The organism is Streptomyces odontotermitis (assembly GCF_050510915.1).
Taxonomy (GTDB): Bacteria; Actinomycetota; Actinomycetes; order Streptomycetales; family Streptomycetaceae; genus Streptomyces.
Window position 1 is genome coordinate 440,015 of record NZ_JBNJLS010000005.1, and the last position, 26,933, is coordinate 466,947.

Annotated in this window: 24 protein-coding genes; 14 read left to right on the forward strand and 10 right to left on the reverse strand. The window is 72.3% G+C overall.

The window, feature by feature from the left end; genetic code table 11:
* Positions 1–55: 55 nt before the first annotated feature.
* Positions 56–787, reverse strand: coding sequence for an anti-sigma factor (locus ACQB60_RS17995; protein ID WP_496927106.1), 732 nt, complete (start codon positions 785–787; stop codon positions 56–58).
* 71 nt (positions 788–858) lie between these two features.
* Positions 859–1,401 carry an ECF RNA polymerase sigma factor SigK gene (sigK, locus tag ACQB60_RS18000; RefSeq protein ID WP_496926992.1) on the reverse strand — a complete coding sequence of 181 codons (543 nt, stop codon included), beginning with the start codon at positions 1,399–1,401 and terminating at the stop codon, positions 859–861.
* Between the two features lie 232 nt (positions 1,402–1,633).
* Here sigK and ACQB60_RS18005 point away from each other — a divergent pair, with 232 nt between their 5' ends.
* The 4 genes from ACQB60_RS18005 (at position 1,634) to ACQB60_RS18020 (ending at position 7,967) form a co-directional block, all read left to right on the forward strand.
* A complete protein-coding gene (locus ACQB60_RS18005; RefSeq protein ID WP_496926993.1) occupies positions 1,634–3,166 on the forward strand; it encodes a DUF4331 domain-containing protein in 1,533 nt (510 codons plus the stop codon).
* Entirely contained in the window at positions 3,166–4,497 is a 1,332-nt protein-coding gene (locus tag ACQB60_RS18010; protein ID WP_496926994.1) for a tetratricopeptide repeat protein, read from the forward strand. The genes ACQB60_RS18005 and ACQB60_RS18010 overlap by 1 nt, the downstream gene beginning before the upstream one ends.
* Positions 4,494–6,170: a nickel transporter gene (locus tag ACQB60_RS18015; protein ID WP_496926995.1), complete on the forward strand. Its 1,677-nt coding sequence runs from the start codon at positions 4,494–4,496 to the stop codon at positions 6,168–6,170. The genes ACQB60_RS18010 and ACQB60_RS18015 overlap by 4 nt, the downstream gene beginning before the upstream one ends.
* Before the next feature lie 144 nt (positions 6,171–6,314).
* Positions 6,315–7,967, forward strand: a complete 1,653-nt coding sequence (locus tag ACQB60_RS18020; RefSeq protein ID WP_496927107.1) for a serine/threonine-protein kinase — start codon at positions 6,315–6,317, stop codon at positions 7,965–7,967.
* Between the two features lie 36 nt (positions 7,968–8,003).
* Here the strand turns inward: ACQB60_RS18020 and ACQB60_RS18025 are convergent, their stop codons facing one another.
* Positions 8,004–8,825, reverse strand: coding sequence for an SGNH/GDSL hydrolase family protein (locus ACQB60_RS18025; RefSeq protein ID WP_496926996.1), 822 nt, complete (start codon positions 8,823–8,825; stop codon positions 8,004–8,006).
* Positions 8,826–9,106: 281 nt separating this feature from the next.
* Here ACQB60_RS18025 and ACQB60_RS18030 point away from each other — a divergent pair, with 281 nt between their 5' ends.
* From ACQB60_RS18030 to ACQB60_RS18055, 6 genes are all read left to right on the forward strand, one after another.
* Positions 9,107–9,520 carry a hypothetical protein gene (locus ACQB60_RS18030; protein ID WP_496926997.1) on the forward strand — a complete coding sequence of 138 codons (414 nt, stop codon included), beginning with the start codon at positions 9,107–9,109 and terminating at the stop codon, positions 9,518–9,520.
* Position 9,521: 1 nt separating this feature from the next.
* On the forward strand, positions 9,522–10,622 hold the full coding sequence (locus ACQB60_RS18035) for a GNAT family N-acetyltransferase (protein ID WP_496926998.1): 1,101 nt from the start codon (positions 9,522–9,524) through the stop codon (positions 10,620–10,622).
* 422 nt (positions 10,623–11,044) lie between these two features.
* Positions 11,045–11,902, forward strand: coding sequence for a glycosyltransferase family 2 protein (locus ACQB60_RS18040; protein ID WP_496926999.1), 858 nt, complete (start codon positions 11,045–11,047; stop codon positions 11,900–11,902).
* The gene (locus ACQB60_RS18045; protein WP_496927000.1) at positions 11,899–12,957 is read left to right on the forward strand and encodes a glycosyltransferase family 2 protein; all 1,059 of its coding nucleotides are present in this window, start codon (positions 11,899–11,901) and stop codon (positions 12,955–12,957) included. The genes ACQB60_RS18040 and ACQB60_RS18045 overlap by 4 nt, the downstream gene beginning before the upstream one ends.
* Positions 12,954–13,751, forward strand: a complete 798-nt coding sequence (locus ACQB60_RS18050) for a polysaccharide deacetylase family protein (protein ID WP_496927001.1) — start codon at positions 12,954–12,956, stop codon at positions 13,749–13,751. The genes ACQB60_RS18045 and ACQB60_RS18050 overlap by 4 nt, the downstream gene beginning before the upstream one ends.
* Positions 13,744–17,754, forward strand: coding sequence for a lipopolysaccharide biosynthesis protein (locus ACQB60_RS18055; protein ID WP_496927002.1), 4,011 nt, complete (start codon positions 13,744–13,746; stop codon positions 17,752–17,754). The genes ACQB60_RS18050 and ACQB60_RS18055 overlap by 8 nt, the downstream gene beginning before the upstream one ends.
* A 33-nt stretch (positions 17,755–17,787) precedes the next feature.
* Here ACQB60_RS18055 and ACQB60_RS18060 read toward each other — a convergent pair whose 3' ends face one another.
* Positions 17,788–19,209 carry a xylan 1,4-beta-xylosidase gene (locus ACQB60_RS18060; protein WP_496927003.1) on the reverse strand — a complete coding sequence of 474 codons (1,422 nt, stop codon included), beginning with the start codon at positions 19,207–19,209 and terminating at the stop codon, positions 17,788–17,790.
* Positions 19,210–19,380: 171 nt separating this feature from the next.
* Between ACQB60_RS18060 and ACQB60_RS18065 the strand changes: the two genes are divergently transcribed.
* The gene (locus ACQB60_RS18065) at positions 19,381–20,475 is read left to right on the forward strand and encodes a DUF5925 domain-containing protein (protein WP_496927004.1); all 1,095 of its coding nucleotides are present in this window, start codon (positions 19,381–19,383) and stop codon (positions 20,473–20,475) included.
* Positions 20,476–20,518: 43 nt separating this feature from the next.
* Here the strand turns inward: ACQB60_RS18065 and ACQB60_RS18070 are convergent, their stop codons facing one another.
* Positions 20,519–20,902: a GntR family transcriptional regulator gene (locus ACQB60_RS18070; RefSeq protein ID WP_496927005.1), complete on the reverse strand. Its 384-nt coding sequence runs from the start codon at positions 20,900–20,902 to the stop codon at positions 20,519–20,521.
* Between the two features lie 151 nt (positions 20,903–21,053).
* On the opposite strand from ACQB60_RS18070, the gene ACQB60_RS18075 reads away from it, so the two are divergent.
* Both ACQB60_RS18075 and ACQB60_RS18080 read left to right on the forward strand, forming a co-directional pair.
* Positions 21,054–21,983, forward strand: coding sequence for a GNAT family N-acetyltransferase (locus tag ACQB60_RS18075; protein WP_496927006.1), 930 nt, complete (start codon positions 21,054–21,056; stop codon positions 21,981–21,983).
* A complete protein-coding gene (locus tag ACQB60_RS18080) occupies positions 21,964–22,467 on the forward strand; it encodes a ribonuclease FAU-1 family protein (RefSeq protein ID WP_496927007.1) in 504 nt (167 codons plus the stop codon). The genes ACQB60_RS18075 and ACQB60_RS18080 overlap by 20 nt, the downstream gene beginning before the upstream one ends.
* On the opposite strand, the gene ACQB60_RS18085 is transcribed toward ACQB60_RS18080, so the two are convergent.
* Positions 22,453–23,082 carry a class I SAM-dependent methyltransferase gene (locus ACQB60_RS18085; protein WP_496927008.1) on the reverse strand — a complete coding sequence of 210 codons (630 nt, stop codon included), beginning with the start codon at positions 23,080–23,082 and terminating at the stop codon, positions 22,453–22,455. The genes ACQB60_RS18080 and ACQB60_RS18085 overlap by 15 nt on opposite strands.
* A 109-nt stretch (positions 23,083–23,191) precedes the next feature.
* On the opposite strand from ACQB60_RS18085, the gene ACQB60_RS18090 reads away from it, so the two are divergent.
* Positions 23,192–23,344: a hypothetical protein gene (locus ACQB60_RS18090; protein ID WP_496927009.1), complete on the forward strand. Its 153-nt coding sequence runs from the start codon at positions 23,192–23,194 to the stop codon at positions 23,342–23,344.
* Between the two features lie 33 nt (positions 23,345–23,377).
* On the opposite strand, the gene ACQB60_RS18095 is transcribed toward ACQB60_RS18090, so the two are convergent.
* Genes ACQB60_RS18095 through ACQB60_RS18110 form a run of 4 tightly spaced genes read right to left on the reverse strand, consistent with a single transcriptional unit; the run spans position 23,378 to position 26,904 of the window.
* A complete protein-coding gene (locus tag ACQB60_RS18095) occupies positions 23,378–23,875 on the reverse strand; it encodes a GNAT family N-acetyltransferase (protein WP_496927010.1) in 498 nt (165 codons plus the stop codon).
* Positions 23,872–25,380 carry a tripartite tricarboxylate transporter permease gene (locus tag ACQB60_RS18100; RefSeq protein WP_496927011.1) on the reverse strand — a complete coding sequence of 503 codons (1,509 nt, stop codon included), beginning with the start codon at positions 25,378–25,380 and terminating at the stop codon, positions 23,872–23,874. Before ACQB60_RS18100 ends, ACQB60_RS18095 begins: the two co-directional genes overlap by 4 nt.
* 4 nt (positions 25,381–25,384) lie before the next feature.
* Positions 25,385–25,924, reverse strand: a complete 540-nt coding sequence (locus tag ACQB60_RS18105; RefSeq protein WP_496927012.1) for a tripartite tricarboxylate transporter TctB family protein — start codon at positions 25,922–25,924, stop codon at positions 25,385–25,387.
* Entirely contained in the window at positions 25,921–26,904 is a 984-nt protein-coding gene (locus ACQB60_RS18110) for a Bug family tripartite tricarboxylate transporter substrate binding protein (protein WP_496927013.1), read from the reverse strand. Before ACQB60_RS18110 ends, ACQB60_RS18105 begins: the two co-directional genes overlap by 4 nt.
* Positions 26,905–26,933 lie beyond the last annotated feature (29 nt).

Consider the following 26,933-nt stretch of genomic DNA (forward strand, 5'->3'; position numbering starts at 1 on the left):
TGACACTCGTGTATCCCGGTCGACTGATTCACCTCCTTCATAAGGAGGTTGACGATTACTCTCCGAATCCGACTGATTCCAGGGCGAGTTGGACAAGAGGGGCAGTAGTGGGCCTCTTCGAGCCCCCGGCGGGCTCGGTGGTGACGGCGAGTGAGCTCGACGCGGGGCCGAGGCGCTCGGCGACGACGGGCGTGGCGCCCTCCAGCAGGCCCTGGGAGCGCGGCGCCGACCCCTCCCGCATCTCCCACAGTTGGTGGACGCGGCCGCGCGGGGCGTCGCCGAGGCCCGTGACGCTCACCACGGCCTGCCCCTGGGACGGGGAGGCGACCACGTTCATGCCGCGCCCCTTCGCGTCCCGTTCCCTGGTCGCGGTGGCGTCGGGCGCGGCCAGGACGTGGGCGATCTCACGTGCGGTGGTCCGCTCCTGGTCGAGACGGTGGTCGGCGCGGGCGAGCCGGACGCCGAGGAGGACACCGGCGGCGAGAATCAGGGCCGCGCCGGTCGCGGCGAGCGGCACGAGCACGGCGCGGGTCCGCGCACGGGAGGGCGGCACCGGAGTGCGGACCTCCGCGGGCTCCTGTTCCGTCAGGCGTACGGAGGCGAGGACCCGCTCACGCAGTTCCGGGGGCGGCGCGGCGGCGGCCGCGCGCGCCAGGCGCACCGTGTCGCCCGCGAGCTCCCGCACCTCCTCCGGGCAGGTCGCACAGCGCGTCAGATGCCGCTCGAAGCGGCGCAGTTCCCGCGGGGTGAGCGCGTCCAGGGCGTACGGCACGGCGAGCGAGTGCACACCCCGCCGGGCCGCCGCGTCCCGCCGCGCGGCGTCGTCCCGGAGGGGCGCTCCCCCGCCCCAGGGCCACTTCACGCCGCCTCCCCCAGGCAGTCGCGCAGCCGGCGCAGCCCCTCCCGCATGCGGGTCTTGACGGTGCCGAGCGGCACGGACAGGCGCCGGGCCACCTCCCGGTACGTGTAGCCGTCGTAGTAGGCGAGCGTCACGGCCTGGTGCTGGAGGGCGGTGAGCCGCTCCATGCAGCGGCGCACCCACTCGCGCTCCATGGCCACCTCCACCTCCTCGGCGACCTGGTCGAAGGCGGGCACGTCGGCCCGCCGGGCCACCCGCTGCTCGCGCTCCCCCGCGGCGCGCACGCTGCGCACCCGGTCGACGGCTCTGCGGTGGGCCAGCGTGAGGATCCACGACTGGGCGCTGCCGCGCGCGGGGTCGAAGCGGGCGGCGGAGCGCCACAGTTCGAGCAGGACCTCCTGCACGACCTCCTCCGACTGGGCGGAGTCGCGCAGCACCCTGCGCACGAGTCCGTACACCGGACCGGCCACCAGGCCGTACAGCTCTTCGAACGCCTTCTGGTCACCGCGGGCGACCAGGGGCAGCAGCTCATCGGCGTCCACCGTTCCCCCTTCCGCATCTCTCCGTACGTCTCCATGGGGGGCCTGGCTCGGGCTCATTGTGGGGGTGCTCCGGGGCAGTGGGAAGCCCGGCGGAGGCGCCCGGAGACCCGGGAAATACGTACGCGGAACACCAAACCGCCGGAGCGGCCGCGCCGAATGGCTTCCGTCAGGCGGTCGCCGCGAGCGCGCGCGGCCGCGACCACGGATCCACTCAGAGAAAGCGACGGACGCGATGACAGCAATCGCCAGGAGCACGGCGGGCCGACGGGGCCTCGCCGCGCTCATCTGTGGCGCGCTGGCCGCCGGGGGGCTCGCAGCCGCCGGAGTCAGTGCGCTCCAGCCGGGGGCGGCGGGCGCCTCCAGCCACCGGGAGGCCCCGCTGATCTCGGGGCAGCCGCAGTACGACAACACGGACGTGTACGCGTTCGTCAGCCCCGACAAGCCGGACACCACGACGCTCGTGGCCAACTGGATCCCCTTCGAGGAGCCCGCGGGCGGCCCGAACTTCTACCTGTTCCCCGAAGACGCCCAGTACGACGTGCACATCGACAGCGACGGCGACGGACAGGGCGACCTGCTCTACCGCTGGACCTTCGAGACCCAGCGCAAGAGCGGCGACACCTTCCTGTCCAACACGGGCCCGGTGACAAGCCTCGACGACCCCGACCTGAACGTGACGCAGACGTACGACATCGACCTGCTGCGCCTGAAGGAGCAGAAGGTGGTCTCCACCAAGAAGGTGGCGGACAACCTGCCCGTCGCGCCGTCGAACGTCGGCAAGGCGTCGATGCCCGACTACAAGAAGCTGCGCGACCAGGCGGTGCGCACGGTCGACGGCGGCGGCACGTCGTACGTGGGCCAGGCCGACGACCCGTTCTTCCTGGACCTGCGGGTCTTCGACCTGCTGTACGGGGGTGACCTCTCGGAGGTCGGCCGGGACACGCTCAAGGGCTACAACGTGAACACCGTGGCCCTGCAGGTGCCGACCGCCCAAATACGCCAGTCCGCGGACCAGCCGGTCGTCGGGGTCTGGTCGACGACGCAGCGCAAGAACGCCAAGGGCGACTGGACGCAGGTGTCGCGGCTCGGCAGCCCCCTCGTCAACGAGGTCGTGGTGCCGCTCAAGGACAAGGACAAGTTCAACGCGTCCGCGCCGTGGAACGACTCCCAGTTCCTGAAGTACGTGCAGAAGCCCGAGCTGGCACAGCTCCTGCAGAAGATCTACAAGATCAAGGCCCCGGCCGAGCCCCGCAAGGACCTGGTCTCGGTCTTCCTGACCGGCGTCAAGGGCCTCAACCAGCCGCCGAACGTCCGCCCCGCGGAGGCCCTGCGCCTCAACACGTCCATCAAGCCCACCAGTTCGCCCAAGCGGCTCGGGGTGCTCGACGGTGACAACGCGGGCTTCCCGAACGGGCGGCGGCTCGCGGACGACGTCGTGGACATCGAACTGCAGGCCGTCGCGGGTGAACTCGTCGGCGCCAAGAACGACCTGGGCGACGCGGTGAACGTGAACGACCAGCCCTTCGGCACCAGCTTCCCGTACGTGGCGCTGCCCACGTCGGGCTCGCGCGGCCCGCTGGCCAAGACGGACAAGGGCTCGGCACGGGACGCCCTCAACGGTGGTGCGGTGCCGCAGCGTCCCGCCGCCTCCGACGACTCGACGGACACCGTCCTGATCGCGTCCGCCGCGGCGGGCGCCGCCGGGGTGCTCCTCGTCGGCCTCGCCCTGGTGTGGTGGCGGACCCGGCGCAGGGAGACCAGCTGATGCGGCGCTCCCTCGGGCGGACCGCGGTGGCCGCCGCGGCCCTGGCGCTCGCCCTGACCGGGGGCGCGGTCGTGCTCGGCGGTACGCACGAGGCGGGGCGGTCACCGATGGTGGCCGCCCCGGCCCCGCCGCGAGGCGAGCTGCGCTCCGGCGACCTCGACCGCGGCATCCCCGCCCTCCAGGCCCATCTGCGCACCCAGCCACGGGACTTCGCGTCCTGGGCGACGCTCGGCACGGCCTATGTCGAGCAGGCCCGCACCCACGGTGACCCGTCCCGCTACCGGGCGGCCGCCCGCGCCCTGGACCGGTCCCTGGCCGTGCGCCCCGGCAACGACGCCGCGCTCGCGGGGCGCGCCGCGCTCGCCGCCGCCCGGCACGACTTCAAGGGCGCCCTGCGCCACGCGGACCGCGCCCTCGCCGTGAACCCGTACGGCGAGCGGGCCCTGTCCTCGCGCGTGGACGCCCTCGTGGAGCTCGGCCGCTACCGGGAGGCGGCCCGCGCGGCGGACCTCGCCGACGAACGGCGGCCCGGCATCCCGGTGTTCACCCGGTACGCGTACGTGCGGGAGCTGCGCGGCGACGCGGCGGGCGCACGCCGCGTCCTGAACCGCGCGCTGGCCTCGGCGACGGCGCCGGGCGACGTGGCGTACGTGGCGACGGCGCTCGGTCAACTGGCCTGGCGCCAGGGCATGTACGCGACGGCCGAGCGGCACTGCGGCCGGGCGCTCCGGGCCCAGGCGGCCTACCTCCCGGCGCTGGAGTGCCGGGCACGCGCGCGCGGGGGACGCGGCGACACGGCCGGGGCGCTCCGTGACCTGCGCGAGGTCGTGGCCCGCTACCCGCTGCCCGGCCCGCTGGTGGAACTCGGCGAACTCTACGAAGCGAAGGGCGACATGCGGCAGGCACGGACCCAGTACGGACTCGTGAACACCTGGCTGCGGCTGGCCCGCGCCAACGGCGTCAACGCCGACCTGGACACGGCCCTCGCCGCCACCGACCACGGCGACAAGAAGGCCGCCCTGCGCGCGGCCCGCGCCGAGTGGTCCCGCCGCCGCACGGTCCACACCGCGGACGCCCTCGCCTGGGCGCTGCACGCGGCGGGGCGCGACGAGGAAGCCCTGGGACACGCCCGCAGGGCCACCGCGACGGGCTTCAAGGAGGCGTCGTTCTGGTACCACCGCGGCATGATCGAGCGCGGCGCGGGCGAGAAGGGCGCCGCCCGCCGCTCCCTGAGGACGGCGCTGGACCTCAACCCGGCGTTCTCGCCCACCGGTTCGCGTGCCGCGCGGGCGGCGCTGCGGGATCTGGGGGACGGGGGGAGCACCTCATGAGTCGAGGACGGATGGGCGGGTGGTGGCGCGCAGGCGTACAGGAAGCGCTGCCGCTCGCGCAGCGTGGGCCGCGCACAGCACGCCCGCCGCTCGCTGAGCAGGAGCGGCGCACACCGGGCCTGCCGGTCCCGTCCGGCAGCCCGGCACACCGCCGACCGGACGGCCGGGCGCGTGGGCGGAGGCGGCCGCGCCGCGCCGTCCTGCGCTGCCTGGCCGTACTCGCGGGCGTCGCCGCCCTGCTGGCCCTGCCCGCCACCGCCGCCTCCGCCCACCCCCTCGGGAACTTCACCGTGAACCGGTACGACGGGCTCGTCGTCGCCCCGGACCAGGTGCGGATCGACCACGTGGAGGATCTCGCGGAGGTCCCGGCCACCCAGGCGAAGTCCCGTATCGAGGCGGTCGGGTTGAGCGGGTGGGGGCGGGAGCGGTGCAGGGACGCGGCCCGGGACAGCCGGGTCAGCGTCGGAGGCGACGCCGTGCGGCTCGACGTCGTGTCGGCACGCGCGCGCGTGCTGCCCGGGCAGGCCGGGCTCGACACCCTCCGGGTGGAGTGCGCGCTGCGCGCCCCGCTCACCCACCAGGGCAGGGCCGAGGTCCGGTTCCGGGCCGCGGGCCGACCCGGGCCCGGCTGGCGGGAGGTCACCGCGCGCGGCGACCGCATGACGCTCAAGGGCTCCGACGTGCCCGGTGAGTCCGTCTCACGGCGCCTCACCCGGTACCCCAAGTCGCTGCTCTCCTCCCCGCCCACCGCCACCACCGCCGCGCTGCGTGCCCTGCCCGGCGGCCCCGCACTCGCCGAGGAGCGGCCCGCGGCGCCGCCGGTGACCTCCGCGCTCCCCCGGGGCGCGGACCGCTGGACGCAGGCCCTCACCTCTCTCGTCGCCCGCCGGGACCTCACGCCCGCCTTCGCCGCGCTCGCCCTCGGCACCGCCCTGGTGCTCGGCGCGCTGCACGCGCTCGCGCCCGGACACGGCAAGACGCTGATGGCCGCGGCCGCCGCCGCCCGTGGGCGCGCCTCGTTCCGCGACGTGCTGCCGCTCGCCGCCTCGGTGACCGTGACCCACACGCTGGGCGTGGTCGCGCTCGGGCTCCTCATCGCCGGCGGCTCCGCGGCCGCGCCCTCGGTGATCGCCTGGCTCGGCGTCACCAGTGGCGTGCTCGTCGCGGGCGCGGGGGCGATGCTCCTGCGCCGCGCCTGGCGCAGAAGGAACAGCGGCCACGGCCACAGCCACCGTCACGACCACCACGGTCACGGCCACCCGCACGGGCACGAGCACGAGCACGGACACAACCATCACGGCCACCACCATCACGACCACGACCACGACGCCCCGCCCACCGTCCGCGGCGCCCTCTTCCTCGGCTTCGCCGGGGGGCTCGTGCCCAGCCCCTCCGCCGTCGTCGTGCTCGTCGGCGCCGCCGCGCTCGGCGAGGCGTGGTTCGGGGTGCTGCTCGTCCTCGCGTACGGGACGGGGCTCGCCGTCACGCTCACCGCGGCCGGGTTCCTCGTCGTGCGCGTGGGCGCCCTCGCCGGGCGGCGGGCGGCGGGGCGGCGCGGCCTCGGTGGCGTGCGCCGAGTCGCGCACCGATTCGTGCCCCTGGGCTCCGCCTGCGTCGTCCTCGCCCTTGGGTGTGGATTGGTGCTCAAGGGGGCGGCAACGGCGCTCGGTTGAGGTAATTTTGTCGAGAATCGCCTAGGGCCTGATCCGCACGGCGGGCCCCAGCTGGGCACGGCTTCCGAGGGGGCGCCCGTGAGCGACGACGAGCGTGTGATCGCAGGGCGCTACCGCCTCACGTCCCCGCTCGGCGAGGGCGGCATGGGCACGGTGTGGCGGGCGCGCGACGACGTGCTGGGGCGCGAGGTCGCCGTCAAGGAGGTGCGCGCCCCCGCCGGGCTCCCGGCCCCCGAGGTGGACCGGCTCTACGCGCGCCTGGAGCGCGAGGCGTGGGCCGCCGCCCGCATCCCGCACCGCAATGTGGTGACCGTCTACGACGTGGCGAGCGAGGACGGCCGCCCCTGGATCGTGATGGAGCTCGTCCGCGGGCTCTCGCTCTCCGAAGTGCTGGAGGCCGAGGGGCCGATGCCCCCGCAGCGCGCCGCGCACATCGGCGCCGAGGTCCTCGCCGCCCTGCGCGCGGCCCACGAGGCGGGGGTCCTGCACCGCGACGTGAAGCCGGGCAACGTCCTGCTCGCCAACGACGGCCGCGTCGTCCTCACCGACTTCGGCATCGCCATGGTCGAGGGCAGCTCGGCCCTGACGATGACGGGCGAGGTCGTCGGCTCGCCCGAATTCCTCGCCCCGGAGCGGGCGTTGGGGCAGCGGCCGGGGCCCGCCTCCGACCTGTGGTCCCTGGGGGTGCTGCTGTACGCGGCGGCGGAGGGCAACTCGCCGTTCCGCCAGGACACCCCGCTGAGCACGCTGCGCGCGGTCGTCGACGAGGAGCTGCCCCCGCCGCGCCACGCGGGCCCGCTCACCTCGGTCATCGAGGGGCTGCTCCGCAAGGACCCGGCCGAGCGCAGCTCCGCGTCGGACGCCGAACGCGATCTGCGCCTGGTGGCCGCGGGCGGCTCCCCGCGCGCGGAGACGCCCCCGGCCTCCTACCAGCCGACAATCACCGCGCCGTTCCGGCCCGCCCCGGAGCCGGCCACTCCGGCGACCCCGATGGGGGCCACGGCCCCGTCCGGCACCCCGCTCCCCTCCTCCGGCACCACGACCACCACCACAACTGGCCGCTCCCGCCGCTCCATCGTGGCTCTCGTCGTCGGCCTGATCGCCCTCGTGCTGGCCCTGGGCGGCATCACGTACGCCCTGGTCAACAAGGACGACGGCGGGGGCGGCAGCAGTGGGGGCAGCACGGGCGGGGACACGGGCGGCAGCGGTGGCGACTCCGGCGGCAAGAGCGGCGGCAACAACAGCGGCGGGTCCACCGGGGGCAACGGCGGCTCCACGGACGGTGGTTCGGGCGGCGACGGCGGGAGCGGCACCACGGGAGGAGGCGGAGGGAGCGGAGGGAGCGGAGGGAGCAGCGGCAACGGGGGAACCGGGGGTTCCACCACCAAGCCGCCCCAGTCCGTGAAGGTCCACGTCTCGGGCGCGCACACCCAGTACTCGGGCGCCTGCCCGCCCGTAGCCGGCCAAGCCCCCACCTTCACCGCGACGTTCACGGTGGGCCGGGTGCCCACCACCGTCGAGTACCGCTGGGTCACGGCCTCGGGCGAGCCGAGCGACCCGGGCTGGAAGAGCCTCGCCTTCCCGTCGGGCGGCGGGAAGACGAAGCAGGTCAATCACGTCGAGCTGAACTACGACGCGACGGGCGGAGGGACGTACGAGAACTCGATCAGCGTCGAGGTCCGCTCGCCCGTGAACGCGACGTCCAACTCCGTCTCCTATGCGGTCACATGTGAGACGGAGACCCCGACGGGCGGGGCCTCCACCTCTCCTTACGACGCCACGCAGCCGAGCGGCTAGACGACTGGGCGACTGGGCGACTGGGCGACTGGGCGACTAGGCGACCGAGCTGAACGCGGGCAGATAGCCACCGGACTGTCCGGCGGCCGTGGGGTGGTAGGACTCGCTGATGTTGGTCCACTCCAGGCTGTGCAGCCAGGAGCTGCCGGAGCAGATCTCGTGGCCGGTGAACTCGTCGGTCACGGAGGAGAAGGTGAAGCCGTGGTCGGCCGCGCGCTTGGCCGTGGCGGCGTTGAGGTAGTCCGCGGCGCCGTTGATCGCGGTGCGCTTCTTGTCCGAGAGCCCGACGGAACAGCTGCCGCCGATCTTGTAGAAGCGGGGGTAGCCGAGGACGACGACATGCGCCGAGGGGGCCTTGTCGTGGATCGCGGTGTACGTCTTGTCGAGATTGCCGGGGAGCGTCGAGTCGACGTACTTCTTGGCCTCGTCGATGCGGGCGAGGCAGCTGCTGTCGGAGCCGAGGACGCAGTCCTGCATGACGTCCGCGAAGCCCGCGTCGTTGCCGCCGATGGAGATGGAGACGAGCCCGGTACCGGAGCCCAGCGGTCCCAGCTGGTTCGCCACGACATCACCCGTACGGGCACCCGAGCAGGCCGTGAAGGAGAAGCTCGCGGGCGAGTGCGCCGCCGCCCACAGGACCGGGTACGCCTTCGTGCTGCGCTTGCAGTTGCCACTTCCGCTGTCGTAGCTGCCGGACCCGACACCGGAGGAGTAGGAGTCGCCGAGTGCCACATATCCGGTGGCGGCGGCCTGTTGGCCGCTCTCTTCGGCTGCGTGTGCCGCCGCGGCCCCGGTCAGGGCGAAGACGACGGAGAGGAGGAGTGAGGAAGCGTATGCCGTAATTCGGGACAATCTCATGGAACCTCCCTTAGCAGGATTTCTGCCTCGACTGTGGTAGCACGCCCCTTACGTCGCCGGTAGTGTCCATGCCAACAATTTCGGGTGACAACTGCCGGGCGGCAGCGGCGGGTTGAGGAACGTCCCGTCATAACTCTTCCCCGTCCGAGGCACCTCGGCCGCGGTCGCAGGCGGCCGACTTCCCCGTCTTGACGGGTCCCCGGGGACTGCGCGACATTGAAGCCCGGCATCCGGCGCTTCAGGGGGCAAAGTCGCCAATGCAGACGTTAGGGATCAAGTCGTTGTCATCAGACACCGGGGAGAGCGGCAGACAGGGCCGCGGCCAGGGCCGTCACACAGATGTGCTGCCGCTGCTCGCGGGTGCGGCCGTCGCCGTCGGCGCGGTCGGCGCGATGCTCGCGCTCACGGACATCACCTCGCCCCTGCGCGCCCCCTTCGTGCTCTTCTTCCTGCTCGCCGCTCCCGGTGCCGCGATCGGCGCCTGTCTGGAGGGACTTGACCCCTGGGGCCGTGCCGTGGCCGCCGTGTCCGGCGCCGTCGCGGTCAATCTGCTGACCGCGCAGACACTGCTCGCGCTGCACACGTGGTCGGTGCGCGGCGGCGTCGTCATCGTCGGCCTGCTCTCCGCGCTCATCCACCTGCTGACACTCATGCGGCGGCTGCGTCGCCGTACGGCGAGAAGGCGGACATCCTGACGTGGACATCACCGTGCACCGCCCCGGCGAACTCACCGAAGCCGACCGTCTCTCCTGGACGGCGCTCCAGTCGAAGGCCCATCTGAACGGCCTTCCGGAGCTGGCGAATCCGTTCCTCTCCCCCGAGTTCACGCTCGCGATGGGGCAGGTGCGGCGGGGTGTGCGGATCGCGGTGCTGCGCGAGGACGGTGAGCCCGCGGCGTTCTTCCCGTTCCAGAGATCCACCACCGGCGTCGGCCGGGCCATCGGCCTGGGCGTGTCCGACTGCCAGGGCCTGGTGCACCGGCCCGGCTTCACCTGGGACGCCCGGGAGCTGCTGCGGGCCTGCGGGCTCGCGGTGTGGGAGTTCGACCACCTCACGGAGGGCCAGGCCCCGTTCGCGGCCGGCGCCTCCGGCAGCTATCCGTCCCCCGTCATGGACCTCGACCAGGGGTACGAGGCGTATCTGGCCCAACTGCGCGAGCAGTCACCGAAGTTCACCCGTACGACGCTCGCCAAGCAGCGCAAGCTCGGCCGCGACCACGGCGAGGTGCGCTACGTGCACGACGAGCGGAACCCGGAGCGGCTGCGCACGCTGATGGCGTGGAAGTCCGCGCAGTACCGGCGCACCGGCCGCAGCGACCGCTTCGCGCACGAGTGGATCACCCGCCTCGTGCAGCGGCTCTTCCACACCAGGACCGCCCCGTTCGCGGGCGTCCTCTCCGTCCTCTACGCCGGTGACGTGCCGGTCGCCGCGCACTTCGGACTCCGCTCCGAGCGGATCCTCGCGTGCTGGTTCCCGGCGTACGACCCGGCGTTCTCGAAGTACTCCCCCGGTCTGATCCTGCATCTGCGCATGGCCGAGGCGGCCGCCGCCGACGGCATCGCCTACCTGGACCTCGGCCGGGGCGTGAAGGAATACAAGGACTCCCTCAAGACACGCGAACTCACCGTGTCCGAGGGGTGGGTGGCGCTGCGTCACCCGGTGGCGATCGGGCACAGGGCGCGGCGCGCCCCGGTCCGGGCGCTGCGCAACACCGTGCTGGCGCGGCCGGAATTCTTTGATCCGGCCGACCGGCTGCTCAAACGGCTGGGAAAGATCCGTTCAAGAAACCAGGAATAGCGCGGTCCGTATACAACGGTAAAGAATGGCCAAATCAACAAAAAAGCGGGACCATGTTCCAGGTCTTGCCATACGGGCTCAATCATCAATACCGTCGTACATCCACCCGCATCGGTCCATCGGCAACGGTCTAGGGGGAGGGCTCAAGACCACGAGGGATCCGGGGCGGGGCGCGGTAGGGGGGTGCCGTGCCCGGTGATGCGCCTATGCCGGGTCGCGTGCCGCGGTCGGCGGGGTCCGCTTCCAGGGGCTCACGCCAGCCAAGCCAGCTCAATTGGCCTGCTCGGAACTCCCATTCGGAGATCAATTCCGTCGTGGAGATCAATTTCGTGATGGCTGAGTGAGAACCCCCTCTTTCGAACCGGACAGACATCCGGACCGCCCGGGGGCGGGCGGTCCACCGGACGAGAGGGACAGACTCAATGACTTCTTTCGTGCGCCCGGTCGAGCCGGGGCAGGATTCCTTGATCGAGCCGTCAGCGCTCGAGCCGTCAGCAGGCACCGCGAGCACGAGGAAGTACCGGCCGGTCTCCTCGCACCTCGCGATAGCACCGCCGGTGAGCGTCGTGATTCCGGCCATGAACGAGGCGGAGAACCTTCCGTACGTCTTCAAGACGCTGCCCGAGTGGATCCATGAAGTCGTCCTGGTGGACGGCAATTCGACCGATGACACGGTGGCGGTCGCGCGCGAGCTGTGGCCGGACGTGAAGGTCGTGCGCCAGCTCGGCAAGGGCAAGGGGGACGCCCTGATCACGGGCTTCAACGCCTGCACGGGCGACATCATCGTGATGGTCGACGCGGACGGCTCGGCCGACGGCCACGAGATCGTCAGCTATGTCTCCGCCCTGGTCTCGGGCGCCGACTTCGCCAAGGGCTCCCGCTTCGCCAACGGCGGCGGCACGGACGACATGACGCCGGTCCGCAAGCTCGGCAACTGGGCGCTGTGCACGGTGGTCAACGCCAAGTTCGGCGCCCGCTACACCGACCTGTGCTACGGCTACAACGCCTTCTGGCGGCAGTGCCTCGACAAGATCGACCTGGACTGCACGGGCTTCGAGGTCGAGACGCTGATGAACATCCGCGTCGTCAAGGCCGGGCTGCGGGTCCAGGAGATTCCGAGCCACGAGTACCTGCGCATCCACGGCGTGAGCAATCTGCGGGCCGTGCGCGACGGCATCCGCGTCCTCAGAGTGATCCTCAGCGAGCGCTCGGGCCGTCGCGAGCGGCGCAGGCTCGCCCGTGCCGTGGCGGTGTCCGCGGGCCAGGGAGAGGCGTCTTGACCGGAAGCTGCCGGATCTCGGTGATCATCTGCGTGTACACCGAGGAGCGCTGGGAGGACATCCTCGCGGCGGTCTCCTCGGTGCGCGCCCAGTCCCTCGCGGCCCTGGAGACGCTCCTCGTGGTGGATCACAACGCCTCGCTCCTGGACCGCCTCACCCGGGAGTACAAGGAGACGGACGGGGTGCGGGTGCTCGCCAACGCGGGCCCCCGCGGCCTGTCCTCGGGCCGCAACACCGGCATCACGGCCGCCGCGGGCGAGATCCTCGCGTTCCTCGACGACGACGCCGTCGCCGAGCGGGACTGGCTGCGCCACTTCGCCGCCGGGTACGCCGACCCCCGGGTCATGGCGGTCGGCGGGCGCACCATGCCGGTGTGGGAGTCGCGGCGCCGCCCTGACTGGTTCCCGGAGGAGTTCGACTGGGTGGTGGGCTGCACGTACAAGGGCCTGCCCGAGGGCAGGGTGCGGGTCCGCAACGTCCTGGGCGGCAACGCCTCGTTCCGCCGCACCGCCTTCGACGCGGCGGGCGGCTTCGCCACGGGCATCGGGCGCGACGGCGACAAGCGCCCGCTCGGCTGCGAGGAGACCGAGCTGTGCATCCGCCTCACCCGCGCCAGACCGGACGCGATCCTGCTCATCGACGACAGCGCCGTGATCCACCACCGGGTCCCGGCCGCCCGCGAGCGCTTCCGCTACTTCCGCACCCGGGCCTACGCGGAGGGCCTCTCCAAGGCACTGGTGGCCCGAAGTGTCGGCACCGACAAGGGACTTGAGTCGGAGCGCCGGTACGCCACGCGCGTGCTGCCCGCCGGGGTGGCGCGCGGACTGCGGGACGCGCTGCTCGGCCGCAGGGGCGGCGCGGGGCGCGCGGGCGCGATCGTGACGGGAGTGGTGACGGCGGCCGGGGGGTACGTAGTCGGGAGCGTCCGCGCGCGCGGGTCCGGAGCCGCCTTCCGGATACCGCCGAGCGTGGAGGCGGGCAGGGCCGCGGGCTCGGCGGAGCAGGCGGGGCCCACGCCCGGGACGACGGCTCTGGGGGGAGGCGAGGCGGCATGAGCGGGCCCGTGCCCATCCTCATGTACCACTCGGTGTCCCGGCGCCCGACGCCGTCGACGGAGACCCTCTCGGTGTCCCCGGAGGCGTTCACCGAGCAGATGGAGACGCTGTGCGAGCGCGGTTTCACGCCGCTGTCCACCGCCCGGCTGGGCGCCGCCTGGCGCTCGGGCGGGCCGCTGCCGGTCCGGCCCGTCCTGATCACCTTCGACGACGGCTACGAGGGAGTGCACCGGCACGCCCTGCCGGTGCTCGCCAAGTACGGCTTCACGGCGACCCTGTTCGTCTCCACGGGCTGGCTGCGCGGCGCGTACGACACCGGCGGCGGCCTCGATCTGATGCTGGACTGGGACCAGGTGCGCGAACTGGCCGCGCAGGGCGTGGAGATCGGCGGCCACAGCCACACCCACCCCGAGCTCGACCAGCTGCCGCGGGACGACCTCTGGTTCGAGCTGCTGCGCTGCCGGGAGATCGTCGCCGCCGAACTCGGCACCGCGCCACGGTCGTTCGCCTACCCCTACGGCTACTCCAGCCGCCGGGTGCGCGACGCCGTGCGGGCGGCGGGCTTCGCGCAGTCGCTCGCCGTCGGCAACGACCTGGCGCGGCGCGACCAGGGCCCGTACGCGCTGCGCCGGGTGACGGTCCGCCGCACCACCGGGGCCGCGGAGTTCGCGCACCTGATCGAGGGGCACGCGATCGCCCGCACCTTCGCCAGGGACCGTGCCCTCACCAAGGGGTACGCCGTGGTCCGCAGAGCCCGACAGCTCCGCCGAAAGGCCGACAGCTCCCGTGTCTGACACGACCACCGCCCAGGAGTCCGCGACCACCGCGACCGGGCCCGCGACCCCGGCCGGCCGCAGGCTGCGGCTGCCCGGCCTCGGGCGCGGGCCGCGGGGCGGCAGGAACAGCAAGGACGGCAAGAAGCGCATGAGTCCGGGCGGCGCCGACGGCGGCAACCAGCTCTTCCGCAACGCCTACGCGCTCATGCTCAACACCGGCATCTCCGGTGTGCTCGGCGTCGGCTTCTGGCTGGCCGCCGCCCGCTACTACTCGGACTCGGCGGTCGGCCAGGGCTCGGCGGCGATCGCGGCGATGAAGTTCCTCGCGGGACTCACCGCCGTGACCCTGACGGGCGCCCTGGCCCGCTTCATCCCGGTCGCCGGACGGTACACGGGTCGGCTCATCTTCCGTACGTACGCGGGGAGTTCGGCCGCCGTCGCGTTCGCCGCGCTCGTCTTCCTGCTCACGCTCGACTGGTGGGGGCCCTCGTACCGCTTCCTGCACGGGCCGGTGCACGGGATCGGCTTCATCGCGGCCGTCGTCGCCTGGTCGCTGCTGACCCTCCAGGACGGCGTCCTGACGGGGCTGCGCAGCGCGCTGTGGGTGCCGGTCGGCAACACGGTGTTCTCCACGGTGAAGCTGGGGCTCCTGATCGCGATCGCGGCGGCGATCCCGACGGCCGGGGTCTTCGTGTCGTGGGTGGCCGCGATCGCGGTGTCCGTGGTGCCGCTCGGCTGGCTGGTGTTCCGGCGTCTGGTGCCCCGGCACGTCCGGCTCACGGACGGCAGGGCACAGCCGCCGTCGCTGCGCGAGATGGGCCGCTTCCTCGCGGGCGACTACACCGGCTCGCTGTTCTCGCTGGCCGTCGTCTACCTCGTCCCGGTGATCATCGCCTCGCAGGTCAGCTCGCAGGACAACGCGTACTTCTACGTCACCACCACCATCGGCGGCACCGTCAACCTGCTCGCCATCAACATGGGCGCCTCGCTGACCGTCGAGGGCTCCCACGACCCGGCGACGCTCGCCGCCAACACCCGGGCGGCGCTCGGCCGGATGGCGCGGATCATGCTGCCGGTGTGCGGCCTGCTCTTCCTCGGGGCGCCGTACGTCCTGCGCGTCTTCGGCGAGGCGTACGCGGACGCGGCGACGCCGCTGCTGCGCTGGTTCGCGGTGGGAGCGCTCCTGAGAGTCGTCATGGAGACGTACTTCGCGGTCCTGCGCGCACAGAGCCGTACCTCCGGACTCGCCTGGCTGCAGGGCCTGTTGTGTGTCCTGGTCCTCTCCCTCACCCTGGCCCTGCTGCCCTCGATGGGGCTCACCGGCGCCGGGGTCGCGGAGATCTCCAGCCTCACGGTGATCGTCGCGATCGCCGCCCCGAAGCTGCTGCGTGTCCTGCGCACGGCCGCACCCGCCGAGCCGGTGCCCGCGGGCACGGCCCCGGACGGCGACCTCGCCGACCTGGGCACGCCGGACGTCCCGGCGCCGGAGGTACGGGCGAAGGCACCCGGGCAGGGCCCCGCACCGAGCACGGACACGACGAATACCGCGAAGGCCGCGAAGACGGCGAAGGGCGAGCGCCACGGCCCCGCGTGGGCGCTGCGCGAGACCCTGGACTCCGACACCCTGCACCTCGCCGTGCAGCTCGACGTCGACCACCAGGAGCGCCGCCCGGACGTACGCCCCTGGCCCGGGACGCCGAGCGGCGGCACGCGCGTCGGGAACCTCGGCGAGCAGGACCACCACCACGACCACCGGCCGACGTGGGCCCTGCGGACACCGTTCACCCCGTCCAGGGGCACACCGACCACGCCGGCCACGCCGGCCACAGAGTCGCCACCGACCCCTCGTACGTATACGGACGCAAGCCCGCGTACGACGGCCAGCACGGCCTCAAGTCCCGCCTCGGGCACGGCGTCCGTGGCCGTACCACCGCAGGCACCCGAGCGGCCGGAGCCCCCCGCGGACGCCTTCGGCCCCCTGGACCTCGGCCCCGAGGACGCCGGGAGGCGCGGGCACCACCGCCTCCTCGCCCTCGGCCTGCTCCTCGTCGCGGCGCTGGCCCTCTACTGGCTGCCCGCGCTCGGCATCGGGGAGTCGGGGCTCGACGACATGGGCGGGCTCGGCCTGATCTCCGTCCTGCCGAAGGCCACGCTGCTCGGGGCCGCGCTGCTCGTCGTGGTGTTCGGGGCGCTGCTGTGGGCGGAGCAGCAGCACAAGAAGCTGCTCCTGGTGACACTGCTGGCCACGGTGGTGTCGCTGCACGCGCTGCCCGCCGTCCTGGAGGCCGAGCCCCGGTTCGCGACGGCGTACCAGCACCTCGGCTTCCTGGAGTACATCGACAGGACCGGTTCCGCGGTGCCGGACCTGGACGCGCGCTGGAGCTGGCCCGGGTTCTTCGCGGCGGCCGCGTTCGTCGCGAAGGCATGCGGCGTCGGCGACTTGACGGAGGTCATCCGCTGGTGGCCCCTGACCATGCAACTCCTCTACCTGGCGCCGATGTTCCTGCTCCTGCGCTCACTGCGGGCGAGCTGGCGCGCCAAGTGGACCGGGCTGTGGATCTTCGTCCTGAGCGGCTGGGTGGGCCAGGACTACTTCTCGCCGCAGGGCTTCACCTACCTCCTCTACCTGAGCTTCGTGGCGGTGCTGCTCGTCTGGTTCCGGGCCCCGCGCATGCTCTGGGGCCGGCGCCGGCCCGGCGAGGCGGAGGTCGAGCCGACGGACCGCCGCCAGCGCGCGGTGCTGCTCCTCGTCCTGGTCGCCCTGTTCGCGGCGACGGTCCCGGCCCACCAGCTGACCCCGTTCGTGATGCTGGGCGTCCTGGCCGTCCTCGTCATCGTGGGCCGCTGCGAACTGCGCGGCCTGCCCATGCTGTTCGCGGTCCTCGTCGCCGTCTGGGTGGGCTTCTTCGCGGAGCCGTACTGGTCCGGGCACTTCGACGAGCTGTTCGGCGGGGTGGGCGGCGTCGGCGGCAACGTCTCGTCCTCCGTCTCCGGCCGCATGGAGGGCGGCAGTTCGAGCCACAAGCTGGTGCTGTACGTGCGCGTGCTGCTGGCGGGCGGGGTGATGGCGTTCGCCTGCTGGGGGTGGTGGCGCAGGCGCGACCACAAGTACAGCGAACGCTCGCTGCTCGTCCTCGCGTTCATCCCGTTCCTGGGCTTCGGCATGCAGTCGTACGGCGGCGAAATGGCCCTGCGCGTCTTCATGTTCGCGCTCCCGGGCGCGGCGCTGCTCGCCGGTCTGGCCCTCTTCCCGCGCACGGGCATCACCCCCGAGGAGCGGGACAAGGACCGCGTGAGCCTCGCACCGCTGGCCGCGCTCATGGCGGGCCTGCTCCTGATGGGCGGCTTCCTGGTGGCGCGCTGGGGCAACGAGCCCTTCGAGCGCGTCAGACCGGGCGAAGTGGCCGCGATGAACTACATCTACGACCACGACTCCCCGACGGTACGGCTGCTCTGGATGACCAACGACACGATCAACGACGTGACACCGGCGATGCCGTGGGGCACCCGCGACATGGAGAAGGTCCAGTACGTCCCGACGCTGGCCCCCGCCGACCCGGTCCTCGTCTCCAGCCTGGTCAAGGCCCTCAAGGACGCGGGCCCGCAGTCGTACCTGATGGTCAACCGCAGCCAGTCGGTCTACCTCCAGCTGGACGTGGGCTATTCACGGTCGTGGGAGTCCCGGCTGCTGAGCAACCTCGACCACCGGGCGGAGCTGAAGAAGGTCTTCTCCCACAAGGACGCGAGCATCTACGCGCTGCGGAACCAGCCGGACGGCAAGGTCCAGAAGGCGGATCCGGGCCCGATCGGCCCGCAGGTGACGTGGACGCCGTGGTCGGTGGTGGGGGCGCTGGCGGCGATCGCGCTGGTGCTGTTGCTGACGGCGCGGGAGGTGGTTCGGGTCGCGGCGGCGCCGAGCGTGCGCAAGGTCCGCTGGCTCCAGAGCAGCTTCTGGTTCTCGCTGCCTCTGCTGTCGGTGCTGTTCGCTTCGCTGATCCAACGGTTCCTGACGATGAAGTAGCTGATGAAGCAGCTGTGGAGGCCGGGCGGCGCCCTACCTCCGCAGCCACTTCACCTCATACCCCGCCATGTCGAACCGCTTCCCGTCCACCTTCGCGCTGATGGTCCGATCAAGCGTGTTCACCACCAGAAGATCCTCCGCGTCAGCGAGGACCTTCACATTGGGCCGGTCATCCGCCGCGACAGCCACCCGCTGAAACTTCGTCCCGGGCGGAAACGCGTCCCCGAACCGCTCCACAAGACCGAGCATGGGCAACTCCCGCCCTCCGTCACCCAGTTGCGTGGAGCTCCACAGACACCCCGCACACGCCCGCCCCCTGTTCTGCGGATTCCAGTAGAACCCGCTGCTCACCCCGCCCTTGGCCATCGCGATCATCCCCGACGCCTGCACGGCGACCCGGTGCCGCTCGGCCCACCCGTCCCGGTCGTCGTTGCTGTCACCGGGCTCCACGTAGTACTCGGCCCACCACAACGGCAGCCCGCCCGTCTGCTTCCGCACCCACCGGCTCACGGCCGTGAACTTGTCCGTGGCCCCGAACTCGTCCGGGATCATGTCGTCGTCACGGGTGTAGCTGGAGCCGTCCACGACCACGAAGTCGGCGCCCGCCTTGTTCTTGTTCCAGTAGTCGAAGGCGTCGATGATCCGCTGGTCGACGCGTCCCCAGGGGCCCTTGAGGGTGTCCGAGGACTCCTCGGTGTCGCGCGGGTCGACGCTGTCCATCACCAGGTAGGGCCCGCCCACCATGATGTCCTTGTCGACCTTCTTGAGCTCCTTGTAGACGAGGTTGTAGAGCTCCGTGTACCCCTCGTAGTCCCAGCGCCCCTTCTCGTTGCTCCAGAAGCCCTTGAACTCGTTCCACACGATGAAGTGCTTGACGTCCGGGTAGCGTCGCGCGATCGTCCCGGCGAGCCGGGCGAAGTCCTTGTAGTGCTCGGGTTCGGGGGCCGTCTCCAGGGCGGGCTGACTCCAGTCCGTGTTGTCGGCGCCGGGCTTGCCGCCCTTCATCCAGTCCGGAGAGCAGCACAGGGTGATGACGGGCGTGCCGTCGGTCCTGCGGATGAAGTCGATGCGGCTGTCCAGCTCGGAGAAGTCGTAACGCCCCTTCACCGGCTCGGGGTTGCCCGCACCCCAGCCCATGATGTGCTGGTTCTGCGGGAGGGGCCGCTTCTTGTCGGAGAGCAGCGACTCGACCTTCTTGGTGGCGCCGTCCTCGCCCTGGTCGGCGCTGTACCGGGTGTGCGTGAAGCCCCAGCCCACGTCGGGGCCGGTCTTTCCGGGGACCTCGGGGGTGCCGTGCACCTTGTCGCCGTCACGCGTGGTTCCGGTGGTGTCCCCCTTGCCCTCGGGCAGTGTGGTGATGACGGTGAGGATCAGGGCCAGTGCGGCCACACCAACGCCGAGCAGAGCGGTGAGGCGCCACCGACCCGCTCCCGATTTCCACCCATGACGTCCCATCAGGGGCAAGCGTATCGGCGCGAGTTGGCGGTAGCACAGGTTCCGCGCGACAGCTCGGTAACGACGCACGGACCCAGCGTGAGGTGCCCCCAAGCCGGGGCAGATCCCACGATCCGGGACGCACTGCAGAATGTGGATGCACGAGACGCATGGGTGCCGGATCATGGCGGCATGTCTGCGAACCCTCAGGACGCCCTGCCGATCCGGCTCAACGTCGACGACAGCGACTCGCCCTCGGACGTCGTGGACGCGCTGTTCCTCGGCCGCTTCGCCTCCGGGGAGCAGCCGTTCTCGCACAGCGTCAACATCGACCGGGTCAAGTCCGGCTCCACCCTGCTCCCCAAGAACGCGCGGGTGCTGCGCGCCGCCCGCGACGACGACCGCAGCGCCACGCTCGCCGAGGGCGACGGCTGGACGCTGCTCGTCTCCCGCTGGAACAGGGGCGCGGACGTGACGGCCACGGCGACCACGGCGGAGCTCGCCGAGTCGGTCGTCGCGCAGGCGACGGACGGCGCGCAGGACGAGCCCGAACCCCAGCCGGAGAACGTGACGATGGGGTTCTGGTACGTGTCGCCGCGCCGCGGCCCGCACCGCACCACCCGGCAGATCTCGGCGGGCACGTGGGAGGAGGTGCGGGAGAACTACACGGCGCCGGTGGCCGACGCGATGGACAAGCTGATGAAGACGGCGCCCGAGGACATCTCGGGCCGCCTGCTCCTCCTGCACGGCCCGCCCGGCACGGGCAAGACGTCGGCGCTGCGCACGCTCGCCCGCTCCTGGCGCGACTGGTGCCAGGTCGACTGCGTCCTGGACCCGGAGCGCCTCTTCTCGGACGTCGGCTATCTGATGGACATCGCGATCGGCGAGGACGACGGCTCGGCGAAGGGCCGCTGGCGGCTGCTGCTCCTGGAGGACTGCGACGAGCTGATCCGCGGCGAGGCCAAGCACACGGCGGGCCAGGCCCTCTCCCGCCTCCTCAACCTGACGGACGGGCTGCTCGGCCAGGGCCGCAACGTCCTGGTCGGGGTCACGACGAACGAGGACCTGGAGCGCCTCCACCCCGCCGTGGTCCGCCCCGGCCGCTGCCTGGCCCGCATCGAGGTGGGCCCGCTCACGCGCACGGAGTCGGTGAACTGGCTGGGCCGCGAGGAGGGCGTGGGCCGCGAGGGCTCCACCCTGGCGGAGCTGTTCGCGCTGCGCAGGGGCTCGGGCCCGACGTCGGTCCCGGACCCGCGGGAGGGCGCGGACGCGGGGCTGTACCTGTAGGCGGCCCCGCCGGGGGCTGTACCTGTAGGCAGCCCCGCCGCGTTCAGCCGGAGTCCCCGTAGGCGGCACGCAGCGCGTCCCGTACGGCGGCCAGGGCGTCCTCCTCGGACAGCCCGAGCCGCCGGACCCGCTCGGCATACGCCTGCGCCTCGTCGGCCGCGCCCTTCGCCGCCGCGTCCCCCGCGGCGGCGACGAAGGTCCCGTTGCGCCCGCGCGTCTCGATCACGCCGTCCGCCTCCAGGGCCCGGTACGCCTTGGCCACGGTGTTCGCGGCAAGCCCCAGCGACTCGGCGAAGCCGCGCACGGTGGGCAGCTTGTACCCGACGGGCAGCACGCCGGAGCGGGCCTGCTCGGCGATCTGGGCCCGGATCTGCTCATAGGGCGCGGCGCCCCCGCCCCGGCCATCAATATCGATCTTCAAGGTCACGGGCAGAGTCTCCCACCTGAAGCCACCGGCCGACCCCCCTTCCCCCAGCCCGTCCGGGGCCTTTCAGCTCATGGATGCAGCCGGGAAGGGGCGGGATCGGGGAAGAAAAACAAGAGGCGCCCACCCCCACGCCCCCGTACCGTGCCACCACATGACAGTGATCGTCCGCGACCTGGACCCCGAGAACCAGGTGGACGCCGAGGCATTCGCCCACGTCCGCCGAGCCGCCGTCCCCGCGATGCTCTCGACCGCCGCCTCCGTGGCGTTCGACGCGGCCCACGCGCACCCCGACGCCCGCTACCGCCTCCTGGTGGCCGAGCACGAGGGCCGGGTCATCGGCACGGCCCAGGTGGGCCTCGCCCACGACAGCCCCGAGCCGGGCCTCGGCTTCGCCAATGTCTACGTCCACCCGGACCACCGCGGCCTGGGCGCGGGCTCGCTGACCCTCCGTACGGCGGAGGAGCACTTGGCGCGAGAGGGCGCGACGTCCGTCTACTCCTGGGTCCTGGAGACCCCGCAGAACCTGGCCTTCGCCGCGGCCCGCGGCTACGAGGCCCGCCGCCCCGCCCACTTCCTCCGCCTCGACCTGGCTACGGGCACGCTCCCTCCCCTGGCCCCGCCGCCCCCCGGAGTGGAACTGCGCACGGCGGCGGACTACGCGGACGACCCGCGCCCCCTGTTCGACCTGGACGCGGAGGCCGTCGAGGACGAACCCGGCGACATCCCCACGGAGTTCACGGACTACGAGCAGTGGCTGGCCGAGACCTGGCACCACCCGCTCCAGAACCACGAACTCACCACGGTGGCCGTGGCGGACGGCCGCCCCGTCGCGTTCAGCGCGGCCCGCACGGACGACGGCACGCGCTACTCGACGGGCATGACGGCCACCGCCCGCGCCTACCGGGGCCGCGGCCTGGCGAAGCTCGCCAAGAACGACTCGCTGCACCGCGCCCGCGCGGCCGGCTGCACGGAGGCGTTCACGGGCAACGACGCGGGCAACGAGCCGATGCTGGCGATCAACAACTGGTTCGGCTACGAGATCTGCGCGACGGAGGTACGCCATGTCCACCAGCTCCCTTGAGGCGACGGCCATGACGACGATCCAGGTCACCCTCCTCAAGTCGGGCCGCAAGAAGGTGAGTTACCCGGCGAGCCTCCTCCAGGACGACGGCACCCGCATCACGGTCCGGGCGCCATGGGCGTACGAGGACAAGGTCCGCGACTTCGGCTTCGTACGCTTCGAGCCGGGCGACGTCTTCACCGAGCACTACTGGCGCGACCGCTGGTACTCGGTGAAGGAGGTCCACGCGGCCGACGGCACCCTGAAGGGCTGGTACTGCGACATCACCCGCCCCGCGACCCTGCACGGCACCCACCTCTCGGTGGAAGACCTGGACCTGGACCTGTGGTGCTCGGCGGACCGCACCGAGGTGATCCGTCTGGACGAGGACGAGTTCGAGGAAAGCGCCCTGCGCACGACGGACCCCGCGGCGGCGACAGCGGCCCTCCAGGCCCTGGACACCCTGGAACACCTGGCCAGGACGACGGGCCTACCCGTCCGTTGACGCCCGCACCCCGAGCACCGCGTACCGCTCGTCCTCGACCTCTCTCCCCCACAGCGCCGGGTCGTCCGAGAGGCGCTCGACCCTGAGCTCCGCGGTCAGCGGTGCCAGGGCCGCCGTCACGCGGCGGGCCTCGATGCCCGCCGGGCTCAGCGTGCCCCAGACGCCCTCGATGAGGATCAGGCGACCGCCGGGGCGGAGCAGGGTGGACCAGTGGCGGATCGTCGCCTCCGGGTCAGGGAGCATCCACAGGACGTGACGGGCGAGGACGACGTCGAAGGTGCGGTCCGCCACGGGAGGCAGGGCCGCGTCGCCCACCAGGAGCTCCGCCTCCTGGCCCGCCGCCGCGAACTTCTCGCGGGCCCGGGCCACCATCTTGGGCGCCAGGTCGACCGCCGTGACGCGGTGGCCGCGCTCGGCGGCGAGGAGCGCGAGGCTGCCCGTGCCGCACCCCAGGTCCAGGAGCGTGGAGGGGGCGGGCGGGAGCCAGCTCGTGAGGCGGGCGGCCCAGGCCGCGCGGATGTCCGGGGCGCGCAGGCCGTGGTCCGGCTCGTCGTCGAAGGTTTCGGCCTCGTCGTCCCAGTTCACCGCGGTGATCGCGGTCATATCGATTGCCATGCCCCGATGGTGACACCCGCCACTGACAACGGGCCTGCGATGAGAAAGCATCCCCGCACAGGTCTACAGCCTTGCCACCAGGGAAACCCGTAGGTACAAGGAGGCAGCCATGCGCCGTGTGACCATGCAGAAGCCGGTGGTGAAGTCCGAGACCCGCAGCCGCCGGGTGCGGGACGAGCGGGAGCGGGACACCGAGGAGCGGGCCAGACCGCGCCCGGAAGTGCGCCGCGACGTCCAGCGGACCTGGTGGCCCGACGGGTGAGACGGCCTCGCGGGAGCTCCGGACGGGGAACCCTCAGAAACCTCGACTGAGCGGTCCTGGCAGCCTCTTGCGGTAGTGCAGGCGGTCGTAGGGTCCTGTCACCCTGCGCTCCACCAGCTCGTAGCCGTACCGGGGATAGATCTTCTGGTTCTCCCACATCAGCGCGTTGGTGAGCAGCCGCACCTCCGGCAGGCCGAGCCCGCGCGCGTGGCGGTCGACGAAGTGCAGCAGCGCGCGGCCCACCCCGCGCCCGTGGGCGTCGGGGTGGACCGCGATGGTGTCCAGGTAGAGGTGGTCCTCGTGCGGGAGCAGGACCAGGACGCCGATGACCGGGTCGCCGGTCACGTACACCCGGCCCGCCGCCACGTCCGCCGCGTGGTCCCGCTCCATCGGGGCGGGGACGAGCCCGATGCGGGCGATGTAGGGGCGGAACGCGGCGTCGATCAGGGCCGACACCGCGGGCACGTCGGCCGGGGTCGCGGGGCGGACGGCCGCGGGCGCGGTCACGCTCTGGGGGTTCTCGCCAGTCATGCCTCTACGTCTACGTCACGCCGCCTCCTGCGCACCACCAGCTTTCGCACCAGCGGCCACGCCACGATGAGCGCGATCACCGCGTAGACCGTCACGGAGAACGGGGTGTCCACGAGTCCGCTGACGCTGCCGTCGCTGATCTGCAGGGCGCGGCGCAGCTGCTGTTCCGCGCCCGGGCCGAGGATCACGCCGATCACGGCGGGCAGCACCGGGAGTCCGTAGCGCCGCATGCCGAAGCCGATCAGGCCGATGATCAGGAGGATCACCAGGTCCAGGGCCTCGCCGCCCACCGCGTAGGCGCCGACCGCCGCGAAGAAGAGGATGCCCGCGTAGAGGTAGGGCCTGGGGATGCGCAGGAGCTTCGCCCAGACCGGGGCCAGGGGGAGGTTCAGGGCCAGGAGCAGGATCATGCCGACGAAGAGGGACGCGATCAGGCCCCAGACCAGGTCGGGTTCGCGCTCGAACAGGAGCGGGCCCGGCTGGATGCCGTACTGCTGGAAGGCGGCCAGCATCACGGCCGCCACGGCGGTGGTCGGAAGGCCGAGTGTCAGCATCGACACGAGAGTTCCGGCCGCGGACGCCGAGGACGCCGACTCCGGTCCCGCCACGCCCTCGATCGCGCCCTTGCCCCACTCCTCCTTGTGCTTCGAGAGCCGCTTCTCGGTGACGTACGACAAGAAGGTGGGGATCTCCGCGCCGCCCGCCGGGATCGCCCCGAACGGGAAGCCGATCAGCGGGCCGCGCAGCCAGGACTTCCAGGTGCGCCTCACGTCCTGCTTGCCGAGCCAGGGGCGGCCCACGGGAATGGCCTCGCCGCCGGTGCGCCGCAGGTGTGCGGCGACCCACAGGGCCTCGCCGATCGCGAAGAGCCCGACCGCGACGATGACGACGTCGATGCCGTCGGCGAGCTGCAACGAGCCGAAGGTGAGCCGCTGTTGGCCGGTCATCTGGTCGAGGCCCACCAGGCCGATGGTCAGCCCGATCAGGAGCGACGCGAGGCCCCGTATGCGGGACGAACCGAGCACCGACGTCACCGCGATGAACGCGAGCACCATGATGGCGAAGTAGTCCGGCGCCCCGATGTCGACGGCGAGCGAGGCGACCTTGGGCGCGAGTGCCACCAGGAGCACCGTGCCGATCATGCCGCCCGCGAAGTGGCCGATGGCGGCGGCCGCCAACGCCTGTGCGCCGCGGCCCGACTTGGCCATCGGGTTGCCCTCCATGGCGGCGACCACGGCGGCGGACTCGCCCGGGGTGTTGAGCAGGATGGAGGTCGTGGAGCCGCCGAACATCGCCCCGTAGTAGATGCCCGCGAACATGATGAACGCGCCGGTGGGTTCGAGCCCGTAGGTCACCGGCAGGAGCAGCGCGACGGCCATGGCGGGGCCGATGCCGGGCAGCACGCCGATGGCGGTGCCGAGGAGCACACCGATCGCGGCCCACAGCAGATTGACGGGCGTGAGGGCCGTACCGAAGCCGTCCATCAGGGAGTTGAAGGAGTTCATGGCGTCACAGCACTCCCATCAGGGGCCCGCCCGGCAGCGGCACCCCGAGCAGGTTGTCGAAGACGAAGAAGGTGACCACGGAGAGCCCGGCCGCGATCAGCGGGTCCCGGTCGAGGTGCCGGCTGCCGAGGGCGTAGGCGGCGCCCCAGAAGAGCAGCGCGCCCGCGACGGGGAAGCCGAGCGGCTCGATGAGGACTGCGGTGGCGAGGAACACCCCGGCGAGCAGCAGCACGGTGCGCCAGTCGGTGGGCTCGGACAGGTCGATGTCCTCGCCTCCTTCGGCCTCTCCGTGCCCTCCTCTGAGCACATCGACGGCAAGGAGGACCGCGACGACAAGGAGACCGATGCCGACGACCACGGGCACGGTCTTCGGCCCGACGGGCCCGCGCTGGGTGATCTCGACGTCCATGGTGAGGGCGTCGGTGAGGACGAGGGCGCCGAGCGCCGACAGCAGCACGCAGACGCCGAGTTCGGAGTGCTCGCGCAGCCAGTGGCGCCGCCCCCGCCGTTCCTCCTCGGCAGAGGTTTCCGTGGTCGCGCTCACAGGCCCAGCTCCTTCAGTACGGACACCACGCGCCGGTCCTGGGCGTCGAGGAAGTCGCCGAACTCCGCGCCGCTCAGGTACGCGTCCTGCCAGCCGTTCTTCTTCAGGGAGGCGCGCCACTCCTTGGAGGCGTGCAGCTTCCTGACGAGCCCGGCGAGCTTGGTGCGCTGGGTGTCGGAGAGGCCGGGCGGGGCGACGATGCCGCGCCAGTTGGTGAAGTCCACGTCGTAGCCGGACTCCTTGAGGGTCGGCCCGTCGAGCCCCTTGACCCGCTTCGGCCCGGTGACGGCGAGCAGCCGCAGCTCACCCGCCTTGATCTGATCGAGGTACTCGCCGACTCCCGACACCCCGAAGGCGACCTTGTTCCCGAGGATGGAGGCGAGCAGCTCCCCGCCCCCGTCGAAGGGCACGTAGTTGACCTTCTTCGGCTCGATCCCGGCGGCGCGCGCCATCAGCATGGGCGCGAGGTGGTCGGGCCCGCCCGGCGAGGAGCCGCCGCCCACCGGCAGCTTCCCTGGCCGCTCCTTCCAGGCGTCGACGAGCTGCCGGATGTTCTTGTACGGGGAGTCCTTGGCGACCACGACGACGTCCGGCTCCTCGGTGAGCCGGGCGATGGGCGTGGTGTCGGCGAGGGTCTTGGGCGCGTGGTTGGAGCGCGCGGCGCCCACCACTCCAAGGCCCATGGACATGGCGAGCTTGCCGTTGCCGTGCTCGCCGACGAGCCGGGTGAGGCCGACGGTGCCGCCGGCGCCGGGGAGGTTGAACACCTCGATGTTGTGGGTGAGTCCGGCGTCCTCGGCGTTCTTGGCCGCGGTGCGGGCGGTGATGTCGTAACCGCCGCCGGGGGTGTTGGGGACCATGAGGCGCAGGCCCGGGATCTGGGTGCCGGTGTCGGCGCCGCTGCCCGTGGTGAGCAGCGGCGGCGCCACGAGCACGAGGAGCGCGGCCCCGAGCAGGGCGAGGAGGGTGCGCGGTCGCACGTGTGCCACCACCTGTTTCTCGGCTTCTG